This is a genomic window from Streptococcus sp. Marseille-Q7087, from assembly GCF_965111935.1.
Map to the genome: position 1 here is coordinate 1 of NZ_CBCOPJ010000002.1, position 10,252 is coordinate 10,252.

Consider the following 10,252-nt stretch of genomic DNA (forward strand, 5'->3'; position numbering starts at 1 on the left):
CTTGGAGGCAGTTGCGTCAGGAATTAAAGCAGCTGCAATCGCGGCCATGCCATATCCAGCAGCTAGTTTATTAGCATTAGTGCTATCTAAATAAACATCATATCCTTTCCAAGTATAAACGATTTTATTATATCCTGAGAAACTTCTGGAAGAATATTTAGGAACTATTGTAATAGAATTTTCGGTAAAAGTGACATTATATAAGTTAGTGTCAGTATTAGCCAGCAGCTCCTGTTTATATTTTTCAGTAATGGTAACTTTTTTAGTATTAGGGTCTACATATAGATATCCTTTATCAGAGAGTGTTTCAACAACATCGTTCTTATTAAGATTTTCTTGAACTGTTGTCTCTGTGATAGAATCAGCAACAACTGGATTTGCTCCTAAAACGGGAGAAACAATCCCTAAAGACACAATACATATCCCTAACAGGGCTGAAGTTTTTATTTGTTTATTCATAAGAATTCTCCTTTCTATAAACAAATTGGAATCGAAAAACTAAAGTGATGAATTCTATTAGTTCACCTACTGAATTAGTTTTTATGTATACGCTTACATTATACCATAAAATGTTATTATTTCAAAGAAAACGAACTAAAAAGGAATTGTGGGGCGAGGGAGATTGGGAACTCCCTCAAAATTTAAAAGGGGTAAAAGAGTCATTGTCTCAAACGCTTTTTTTACCCCTTTCAAACATAGCACCTGGGGGAATCTAATTTAGAGAACGAGAAGAAAAAAGCAAGGTCAAAATGATCTTGCTTTTTTGTATCGTTTTTTTAAGGCAATATAACGTGTTTTTAGAGTCTTAATTGTTAGGGTGGTATATTTACCCTCGGAAGATAGTTCATGTCGTTTTTTATTGCAACTGATAAGCGTTTCAGAGCTTAAAATCGATTCTCGATAAATACTTTCTCAAAAAATAAAAATATACTATGACATCTATAACCAGATTAACAGAAGAAGGAAGACAACAATCAATTTTAAAAAGCATTTTAAAATTGATTGTTTAAGTGTTTTCATGGAATTGTGTGTGTAGAATTGTATAAAATATGCTACAATGTATCTATACATAGTGCTATGTTTGTGTAGCAAATAAATACACCTAGGAGAAAAAATGAGCGTTCAAATCAGCGTTAGAGTTTCAAAAGAACAAAAGGAGAAACTTGTAGAGTTAGCTAAAAATGAGAACAAAACAATCACTCAATACATAGTAGATCGCTGTATTGTAGAAGAAAGCTATACAGATGCTAGCAATGTAGATGATGCTAGCAATCGTGTAGCAGAAGTTCTACACGAGCAAATTGAGCAAATTCGTGCTGATTTTGAGACTGAACGTAGCTTTTATGTTTCTCAAATCGAGCAAAAAGATAAACAACTTGCTGATATGTTAGAGACTAATAATAATCAACTCCAGCTGATTGGAGCACTCACGATTAAAAACGAGACGCTGCTTTTAGAAACAAAACAAAGATGGTGGCAACGGTTGTTTTCTGGTAGAAAGGATAAATAATGGTCTATAGCTAGTAGAAATTTTGGAAGTGAGGATTTTGAACGCGAACGCACTCAACTAGTAGATCAAATCGATCAAAAAGACAAGCAGATTGCTGACATAATTGAAACAAGCAATAGCCAGTTGCAACTGATTTGCGCCCATTTGCTTTATTTTTTTATAGATTGGCTAAAATAAATTCATCTGTTTCTTATACGTTTTTCAGAAATTGTATAAATTTCGTTATCACTTCTCTTACCAATAGCAATGACTTCAATAATTTCAATCGCATTGACAGTTTCATGAAAAACAATTCTCAGGCCCAGTTTTTTGTGTTTTAACTTCCTGTAACCTGCTAAATTACCGTGAAGAGCCTCTCCGGCAAGCATTCCTTGATTTTCTAACTTGATAAGTGACTTTTTAACATGAAGACGTTGACTATTATCTAATTTATAAAAATCATCTTGTGCTTCAGGTATCAATTCAACTTTATAACTCAATCCCAACCATCCTCTACATTTTCCAAACCTTCACGCCAATTTGAACCAAGAAATTCATCGACAGTTAAATTTTTTCGTGCTTCAAGTTCAAATGGAATTTTACGATCACGTCTGATTTTATTGAAATATAAATTAATTGCTGTAGTATAGTCAAGTCCAATCTCGTTTAAGACCTCACCGACTTCCTGTTTTAATTCAGAGTCAATACTTAGATTCAATCTTGCTTTTGTAGTTGTAATAGCCATTTAAATCACCTCATCTTTTTGTGTATATTATACACAAAAAAACAGATTTCTTCAAACTATTTTTTTCTCGTTGATAATTTTTCTGTATAAATTGTCAAAAAATGATGCTGAGATAGTCATTCTGAGCTATTTTCAGATTAAAGTACGGACAATCTACTGCTAAAAATCCTTACAGCGTCAATGGTTTGCGCTGTTTTTTAGTTCATCGAACAACTTTCCGAAAAAGAAACATTTTTCGGAAAGATATTTATTTTTTATGGTTTTTTATTGTAAAGTAGACATAACCGAATGAACATAGGTTGTAGAAAGCAAATGAAAAAACTGCAAGGATGATAGCTCCTGTATCTAAATAACCTCTTTCAAGACCGTTTTTCAACAACAACAAGCCTGTAGTTTCGACAAAGATCAAAAATAAAAATATATAAAAAATTTTCACATTAAGCATATTGTCACCCCCTTAGAAACAGGATTTACTCAATTAGAAGTTGCTTGAAGAATTAGATAAAAAGAATGTGTTTGATATTGAAGACTATATCAAGAGAAAAGGCAAAGTTAAGCTTAATAGAAATACAGTAATTACAAGATTGTAATATTTTTCTGTTATAGCTTTATGTGACAGGGATAAATATGGTATAATAAGACAAATTTGAAGGTGTAGAGGAAAAAATAAGATGTTTGTGAGAAGATTTGAACCTAAAGATGCAGAAAAAGTGTCGGAATTAGTTGTAACAACTTTAAGAACTACTAATATCAAAGATTATTCATTAGAGTATATAGAAAATGATGTAAAGAATTTGCAACCACAAAATATTTTAGAAAGAGCTAACTGGATGCATTTTTATGTGGTATGTGATGCTGAAAAGATTGTTGGGTGTGGTGCGATAGGACCATATTGGGATAAAGAAGATGAAAGTAGTCTTTTCACTATTTTTGTACTACCGGATTATCAAGGAAAAGGTGTGGGGCGACTGATTATTGAAACACTTGAGAAAGATGAATTTTTCCTTCGGGCAAAAAGAGTAGAAATTCCAGCTTCTATAACTGCAACTCCTTTTTATTTGAAGATGGGATATAATTATAAGAATGGGATTACTCTTCCGGACGAAGAAGGGTTATTGAGATTGGAAAAATATAGATAAATTGAGGCTTTCTTGATAACAACGGAAAGACAGCTCCCAGTTTGTCGAACGGAATATAAAGTATTAAAGACGATTAATTGCTAAGTTATCTGACGAAGAATTAAACACACCTCTTGACTTTTCAAGTGATGAAAAAAAGAAAGAGTCAATTCATAAAAACATAGAGAAGTTTAAAAAGATGGCTAAGAATACAATTTCTAAAGATAAAGTCAAAAATAAGCAAAAGGAGCAGAGCCTGTGATAGATAAGATACTAAACGCTTAAAGAGCTATCTGAAACACTGGGTAAAGAAACTATATTTGTTACCATGATTTTAGCAACTATTGAAACATGGCTTACTCAACCAATACCAGTATCTCTTGATTTTTTTCCACACAATTCTTATTAATATTTCAAACTCAATTTCAGATTACCTATAAATAATACATTAGTCATTAGAATAAATCCTAATGACTAATCAAACCATACAAGAACTACTATCTACATATTTTGAATTTTATCTAATATTCTTTCAAAAATCCCCCTAAATGAGAGGTATCTAAAATGTTCATTCAATATCTTATTAATCAATCTAAAAAACCTAGTGGTATTGTAGGCCATGTGATTGCGAAAATTTGGACTTCCTATTTTAAAAAGCTTAGCCTTTGGACAATAAAACAAACCACAATTATAGATAATAGTCGAGTTTTAGAAATCGGCTATGGAGGTGGCAGCACCATCAAAAATCTCCTTGCTTTGAATAAGCATCTTGAAATTCATGGCATTGATATTTCTGAGGAATCTTATCAAGTTGCAAAACGAATTAATTCAGATGCTATACAAAATGGTGATGTTCATCTTAGGATTGGAAATGTAGACGCGCTACCTTATCAAAATGACTACTTTGATCTTGTATTTGCCATTCAAACACATATTTTCTGGGATGATTTAAAAAAAGGCTTTCTGGAGATCTATCGGGTCATGTCTATCCACTCCACTTTAATTATTGCTTGCGAAAAAGAAAAAATAAATTATCATATGCCAGAATATACTGAAACTCATGCATTGAATAATATTTTAAAAAATGTTGGCTTTGCAAAAATTGAAGTGAGGCAGAATCAAAATTGGGTTTTATACATTGTGTATAAAGATATCAGCGTTGATGCTGACTAATTTATAGTTATTTAATAGAGCTATTTTTTTCATTTGTCAAGTCTATCCATGGTAACGTCATTACTGGCAAAGTCTAATTTAATTTACTAATCTAGTAAATTTATTCTTTTAGATAACTAGGTATTTAAATATTGTACTACTAATTTATTTTTTTAAAAATACAAATCTATTGGTAGCTTTTTGGTAGCTAAACAGAAAAATTTTATAATGTTTATCAAAGAGAACATAAAAAGAATGTTGATTTATCAGCATTCTTTTTTATTTCAAATGTAATCTCGGAATTAAACATATGGGTGCTACTCTTATAGAGAAACATCCACAGGATATAGTTTAGTCTACCATTTCTTCGTTAATTGTTCCGTCTTCTTTGACTGCTTCCAGTTGCTCTTCTTCGATTGCTTCAAAGGTCAGCAAAATCTGCGCATTGTTGCTGATCGATTGGAAAAATCGGTCAGCTTCTTCTCCGACGTGGTAGGCATTTTTAATAAATGGCTCTTTGATAACAATACTCTTTTTGTGTAGCCTTTGGACGATTTTCTGCACGGTTGGGTATGATAATTCAAGACTATTTGCGATTTCTTGATTACCCAAGAGGTAGACTTTTCTGCTTTCAATCTCCGTAACGTTGTCATAGATAAAGCAAAGTATTTTGGCAGCATAGTCTTCTGTCATGTTGTGAGCAAACAAATACTGACGGACTGCAAGCTCACGAACCAGTTTTCTATCTGCTGATGTAAAAGTGATGTCTGCAATCATCTTTTCACGGATAGCTTTTTCACGTTTTACAAAATCAACTTTCCCTTTAAAATCATAGCTTATAGATTTGCGCCCACCTTTCTTTTCGGCTTGCGAAACCTCTCGCTCTTCTGTCTTTGTGATTTGTTCCATTATTTTCACCTCTTTATATTTTCGATATATATATTTTTTTGATACAGTATTATTTACAACTTTATTGTATTATATATTTTAATTATATACAAGTAAAAAGATGAATTATGTTCTGTGACACTACTTTTGAGCGTGGAGGCTTGCGAGCAGGGGCGAGCTTGTGCCTGTGCGGTTCGCAGGCACTTCGGTCTGATTTTAGAAGACCGAACCTTTTTTTGAGAAAAACGCTTGACGTTTTGTGAGAAAAAATCAAGGAATTTTTATTGCGTGGAGCAATAAAAAGGGCTGAAAGGCATAAATGTTTAGCTGATCTATAAAGGGTCTGAAAGCCACTTTTATGGTCGGCTAAACATTTATCAGGGATAAATGACGGTTATTTCATCTTTTTTCTATTAAAGATGAGGTAAAAAGTTTCATGTTGATTTTTTGTTTCTGACATTTTATTTTTTTATTTTGTTTTTTGTGGCATACTATAATTATAAAAGATTGATTGGCTAGAGCATGAAAAAATAAGCAACCGATTTTTAGGGTTGCAAAAGAGGAGACAGAAGACGGTTTTAATGGATTTTACACCAACATATTCAAATAAAAATAATTTTAATAGCTCGGTCAAAAAATAGTTTATATATCATTTATCTAAAAATCAAATTAAATTTTTCTAAAAAGTATTTATAACTAAGGAGGAAACAAAAATATAAAGGAGGAGAAAAAATAATTATCTTTAGCTATTAAATTCAATTATGCGGAAAAACTTATTTAAAGTACATTGTATAACGTTATGTAAATACAACTAACTAGACAAAAGAAAGAGAGGAAGAGGAAACAGTTGGTAGTAAGGTTCGTAGCAGTTAAGACTGGTTATTACAACGATTAGCTATCGTTGTAACGTAAAGAAAAAACAATCAGTAGGACGTGTTTTTTAAGTGTCTACTGGTCTTATATTTTATTTTTTATATAGCCCGTCGTTGCTTTAAACGACTATGTTTTTATAGCTTTTTTACGAAGAAAAAAAGCGTCAGGGGACGTTTCACCCTTGGGCTATCTGCTTAGCCAAACTAAAGTTAATACCCAAGCGCATGGGCTTAGCTGACAGTGTTGAAGATTTGCGTTATTGCTTCAACCGGTTCACTTACCGAGTTGGCTCGTCCAACTGACAAGCAGAAAAAATTACGTCTATGACTAGGTTATTAGCCTAGTTATAGACGGTTTTTTAGTATCCAAAAGAGAGGGGGTCAATATGGCTAAATCAAGGAAAGAGAAGCGTTTAGCACGAAAACAGAGAGCAGAAGAGCAAGTGCAGAGCTTGCGAACGAGTGAGGAAGCTCGATTTGAGAAAGTATACGAGCTTGGACGTCAGATTATTGATAAAAAGTGGGCGGACGGTCAAGGACGGTCACGGCATCAAGGGAAGAAAGAGGGAGACGTGTATCGTTATATAACGTCTAAAAAGGCTCACAGGGACGTTTTAGCAAACTGGCGTAGATTTTCCCAGTTCGTCGCAAAACGGAGCTTAGGGGACGATTTGGACGGTTTAGAATCGATTTTGAAGTATGCAGACCGTTATATTCAGAGTTGCGTTGATAAAGATTTGTCGGCTTGGACGTTGACAACGTACAAGGCGCACCTGGGCAAAGTGTTTGATTTATCAACTACGGCTTTCATGCCTACAAAATCAAGGCGCAGAGCTGATGCCAAGCGCTCACGTCAAGACGTGGAAAGTGATAAACATATCTCACAAGAGAAAAAGGACTTTTTCGAGATGGTGGGCGGAGCTACTGGCTTGCGTAAGTCTGAATTGCAAAGCATCAAAGGTTCTGCATTAGAGAAAGAGCGTGACGTAGACGGATTTTACTACTTTCACATTAAGGGAAAGGGTGGAAAATGGCGTAGAAGTCCATTAGTGGCACGAACCGAGGAAGAAGAACGTCTTATCGTTTCTTTATTCCGTCAAAGTGAGGATTTCTACGTCTTTAATGACCGAGTGAACGAGGTTCAGACGTATGCAGTGCCAAAGAAATTGGACGAACACTCTTCACGAGCAGAGTACGCAAAACGTGTGTATTTGCTGAATGAGAGGGACGTGACCGTTCTTCCGAAGTCGCAGAAGACGTTTCTGCGCAAGGATCTGAAGGGACACGTCTTAGATAAAATGGCAGAATTGGCAGCATCAAAGGCGTTAGGGCATGAGAGAGTAGACGAGTTTAGAAAATCCTACGCCTACAAGCTTGTCAGGTAAGCGTTTATAGGGGGGGTTAGTGATAGATTATCCACGCTTCAGATTTTAAAAGCGCCACAACGCTCGTCTCAGCACCTCACAAACGCAGTCATATCAAGGTTTTAGGGGTTTCGATAAGGGAATAATGCTTATAACTAGGCTATTAAACTAGTTATAGTATTTATTCCCCATTTTGTACATCAAAAGATACACGTTTCAGAAATAGAGAAAGTGTATCAACTGTATCAATGCAGTAGTATCAAGGGATTAGAGCTTTTGTACTAACTGTATCAACTGTATCTAAACCACTTTAATTGGATTGATTGCTATCAAGAAGCGAGGGCGTAAGCCTTAGAGCGAAGCTCTCCTTGCCAGCGTGAGCGTAGCGAACATGGTTCACTTGTATGAACCAGTCAAGAAGATTTTTAAAAAAGAAAATGGATAGAGAAAAAAACGAGCGTAGCGAGTCTCTTTTTTATATATCTTTTATATATATCTTTTTTATTTATCTTTTACGGACTAGCGCAAAAAACAACGAAACCCTTACATTACCAAGGGGTTTCGCATTTTTAAAAGGTCTGTTCTAATGTACAAAATGGGGAGTTTATGATGTACAAAATGGGGAAAAAATCGAGTTTATGATGTACAAAATGGGGAGTTTATGATGTACAAAATGGGGAAAAAACGCCGTTCATTTTGCAACGAATTTTTTATTTGACAAAATAAGTAAAAAAGTATATATTTATGGTAGTGATGAACAGTTACAAAACAAGGAAAAAAGAGGTGTAACGTGGCTAAAGAGATTAAGAAGAGCAAGAGCAAGAGTAAAAGTGAAATTGTAGTCCATAACGAGTTCAACGAAGTCTCCATGAGGCAATGGACTGCAAAAGAGATGGATTTATTTATTGCTATTGTGTCAAAAGTGATGAATAAGAAACAAGACGTGGTAACACTTGATACAGAAGAGTTACGCACCATTATATCCGAAAAAAAGAATTTGGATCGGTGGAAAGAAACAGTAGTATCTGTTGTTAATAAAATCGGAGAATTAAAGTACCATAGCTACACTGACAAAGCTTATTCTCTAGTCTTTCCATTCTCCAAATTCGATGTTTTTTTCGATGAAAAGAAAATCGAAGTCAAAGTATCAGAGCATTTTGAAAAGATTGTCAACGTTATTTTAAAAAACGGAGAGTTCACTTTTTACGAGCTAGAAGAGTTTGTACAAATTAAAAGTACATACGCAAAGACAATGTACCGACATTTGAAGCAATGGCGGACAACAGGAAAAGCCGAGTTTCCTATCGAGCGTTTCCGTGAAATGTTAGACGTTCCAGAAAGTTATACAAGCGGAGAAGTAACAAGGCGTGTTGTTTTTCAAATCATCAAAGAACTATCTCCGTTCTTTGAGGGCTTGAAGTATGAGGTTATTAAAGGTTCAGGACGTGGAACTCCTATCAAGAGTTATGTTTTCAAGTTTAAAAAGCAGAGTGGTTTACCATATCAAACAGAGAATGTAATCAACACTACTGCATCTCCAAAACCGAAGAAAACAAGCAAGAAAACAAACGTGCCGGACTACTACAATCCTGACTATAAAAACGAGACACCAGAAGAAACAAAAGTTGAATTAGAAGCCAAAAAACAAGAGTTGTTAGCTCGTCTAAACAATGAAGTAGACAAGGGTTTGGAAAAGTTAAACAACGCAAAACCGTATAAGAAATGATAACTATAACTAGTTTAATAGCCTAGTTATAAAAAGAGGTATTTAGGGTGTTAGAAAAAAATAATTATCAAAATAATATAAAGCAATTTAGAGTTAGAGAGGGGTTGACACAGGAAGAATTAGCTAAAAAAATAAATACTTCAAGGCAAATGATAGGCTTAATAGAAAACAATAAAACAATACCATCCGTAGAAACAGCTTTAAAATTAGCTAAAGTTTTAAAAGAACCTATAGAACGTCTTTTTCGACTTTGAAAGGGCTTTACTATTTGTTCTTTTAATGATATCATAGTGTAAAATAAACAAAAAGGAGACTGCATATGTGGTATTTACCTATTATAATCGGTATTTTGCTCGGAAGTAAAATCGGAGGCAGATAATGTAAAGAGAGAGTATATGCTCTCTCTTTATTTGATTTGAAATAAGAGTAAAAAAGCAAGGTCAAAATGATCTTGCTTTTTTGTGTCGTTTTTTAAGGCAATATAACGTGTTTTAAGAGCCTTAATTGTCGAGGTGGTATATTTACCTCGGAAGACCTTTCTCTTCGTTTTTTACGGCTGTTTAAACACATTTCAGAGCTTAAAATAGATTGTAGGATTCATTTTCCTACATTCTTAAAATAAATTAGTACATAAATGACAATGCTGCTAATGTTGCCAATATACAGAGAACTATTTTCCAAATTTTTTTATTTTTTCCAAAAATTTTATCTGAGAACATGAGTAATGTAAGAGAGGTGATAAACACCACATATTTCAGTATATATATTATCATTGAGAACTTATCCAGTGTGCAGTCCCATTTGGAAATATTCCTATAAAAGCAATGATAATTCCTCGTCCAGCAGCATTATTATAACCAATTAAAACAGCAGCAGCTTCTAAACCAGCCGCTAAAAT

Annotated in this window: 11 protein-coding genes and 3 pseudogenes; 10 read left to right on the forward strand and 4 right to left on the reverse strand. The window is 34.0% G+C overall.

Translation table 11 applies throughout. The annotated features are described in order from the left end of the window. On the reverse strand, positions 1–459 hold a 459-nt coding region (locus ACWPVF_RS08850; protein ID WP_454385824.1), incomplete at its 3' end, for an ABC transporter ATP-binding protein. A gap of 47 nt (positions 460–506) precedes the next feature. Between ACWPVF_RS08850 and ACWPVF_RS08855 the strand changes: the two genes are divergently transcribed. Then, entirely contained in the window at positions 507–716 is a 210-nt protein-coding gene (locus ACWPVF_RS08855) for a hypothetical protein (protein ID WP_454385826.1), read from the forward strand. A gap of 398 nt (positions 717–1,114) precedes the next feature. After that, positions 1,115–1,510, forward strand: a complete 396-nt coding sequence (locus ACWPVF_RS08860) for a hypothetical protein (RefSeq protein ID WP_454385828.1) — start codon at positions 1,115–1,117, stop codon at positions 1,508–1,510. A 179-nt stretch (positions 1,511–1,689) separates the two neighbouring features. Here the strand turns inward: ACWPVF_RS08860 and ACWPVF_RS08865 are convergent, their stop codons facing one another. Both ACWPVF_RS08865 and ACWPVF_RS08870 read right to left on the reverse strand, forming a co-directional pair. Next, a complete protein-coding gene (locus ACWPVF_RS08865) occupies positions 1,690–1,989 on the reverse strand; it encodes a type II toxin-antitoxin system RelE family toxin (RefSeq protein ID WP_003015041.1) in 300 nt (99 codons plus the stop codon). Continuing rightward, the gene (locus tag ACWPVF_RS08870; protein WP_001018847.1) at positions 1,986–2,234 is read right to left on the reverse strand and encodes a type II toxin-antitoxin system RelB/DinJ family antitoxin; all 249 of its coding nucleotides are present in this window, start codon (positions 2,232–2,234) and stop codon (positions 1,986–1,988) included. The genes ACWPVF_RS08865 and ACWPVF_RS08870 overlap by 4 nt, the downstream gene beginning before the upstream one ends. 482 nt (positions 2,235–2,716) lie before the next feature. On the opposite strand from ACWPVF_RS08870, the pseudogene ACWPVF_RS08875 reads away from it, so the two are divergent. The 5 genes and pseudogenes from ACWPVF_RS08875 to ACWPVF_RS08895 all read left to right on the forward strand — a co-directional run. Further along, positions 2,717–2,824, forward strand: a pseudogene (locus ACWPVF_RS08875) (conjugal transfer protein); the annotation flags it as partial. 81 nt (positions 2,825–2,905) lie between these two features. After that, complete coding sequence (locus tag ACWPVF_RS08880; protein ID WP_048788724.1) at positions 2,906–3,373, forward strand: GNAT family N-acetyltransferase; 468 nt, start codon at positions 2,906–2,908, stop codon at positions 3,371–3,373. Between the two features lie 73 nt (positions 3,374–3,446). Further along, positions 3,447–3,521 (forward strand): annotated as a pseudogene (locus ACWPVF_RS08885) (ClbS/DfsB family four-helix bundle protein); the annotation flags it as partial. Beyond that, positions 3,495–3,614, forward strand: a pseudogene (locus ACWPVF_RS08890) (PcfB family protein); the annotation flags it as partial. The pseudogenes ACWPVF_RS08885 and ACWPVF_RS08890, both read left to right, overlap by 27 nt. 302 nt (positions 3,615–3,916) lie before the next feature. Next, complete coding sequence (locus tag ACWPVF_RS08895) at positions 3,917–4,525, forward strand: class I SAM-dependent methyltransferase (protein ID WP_454385831.1); 609 nt, start codon at positions 3,917–3,919, stop codon at positions 4,523–4,525. Between the two features lie 330 nt (positions 4,526–4,855). Here the strand turns inward: ACWPVF_RS08895 and ACWPVF_RS08900 are convergent, their stop codons facing one another. Continuing rightward, the gene (locus tag ACWPVF_RS08900; RefSeq protein WP_454385833.1) at positions 4,856–5,413 is read right to left on the reverse strand and encodes a hypothetical protein; all 558 of its coding nucleotides are present in this window, start codon (positions 5,411–5,413) and stop codon (positions 4,856–4,858) included. Between the two features lie 1,237 nt (positions 5,414–6,650). Here ACWPVF_RS08900 and ACWPVF_RS08905 point away from each other — a divergent pair. From ACWPVF_RS08905 to ACWPVF_RS08915, 3 genes are all read left to right on the forward strand, one after another. Further along, positions 6,651–7,649 (forward strand): hypothetical protein, encoded by a 999-nt coding sequence (locus ACWPVF_RS08905; protein WP_454385835.1) that lies wholly within the window; start codon positions 6,651–6,653, stop codon positions 7,647–7,649. Between the two features lie 769 nt (positions 7,650–8,418). Next, positions 8,419–9,354 carry a replication initiation protein gene (locus ACWPVF_RS08910; RefSeq protein WP_454385837.1) on the forward strand — a complete coding sequence of 312 codons (936 nt, stop codon included), beginning with the start codon at positions 8,419–8,421 and terminating at the stop codon, positions 9,352–9,354. Positions 9,355–9,401: 47 nt separating this feature from the next. Further along, on the forward strand, positions 9,402–9,608 hold the full coding sequence (locus ACWPVF_RS08915; protein ID WP_454385839.1) for a helix-turn-helix transcriptional regulator: 207 nt from the start codon (positions 9,402–9,404) through the stop codon (positions 9,606–9,608). Positions 9,609–10,252: the final 644 nt, after the last annotated feature.

Coding starts and splice junctions, on each gene's coding strand:
- ACWPVF_RS08855 (WP_454385826.1), top strand. CDS start 507: ATGAATTCTATTAGTTCACCTACTGAATTAGTTTTTATGTATACGCTT.
- ACWPVF_RS08860 (WP_454385828.1), top strand. CDS start 1,115: ATGAGCGTTCAAATCAGCGTTAGAGTTTCAAAAGAACAAAAGGAGAAA.
- ACWPVF_RS08870 (WP_001018847.1), bottom strand. CDS start 2,234: ATGGCTATTACAACTACAAAAGCAAGATTGAATCTAAGTATTGACTCT.
- ACWPVF_RS08880 (WP_048788724.1), top strand. CDS start 2,906: ATGTTTGTGAGAAGATTTGAACCTAAAGATGCAGAAAAAGTGTCGGAA.
- ACWPVF_RS08895 (WP_454385831.1), top strand. CDS start 3,917: ATGTTCATTCAATATCTTATTAATCAATCTAAAAAACCTAGTGGTATT.
- ACWPVF_RS08900 (WP_454385833.1), bottom strand. CDS start 5,413: ATGGAACAAATCACAAAGACAGAAGAGCGAGAGGTTTCGCAAGCCGAA.
- ACWPVF_RS08905 (WP_454385835.1), top strand. CDS start 6,651: ATGGCTAAATCAAGGAAAGAGAAGCGTTTAGCACGAAAACAGAGAGCA.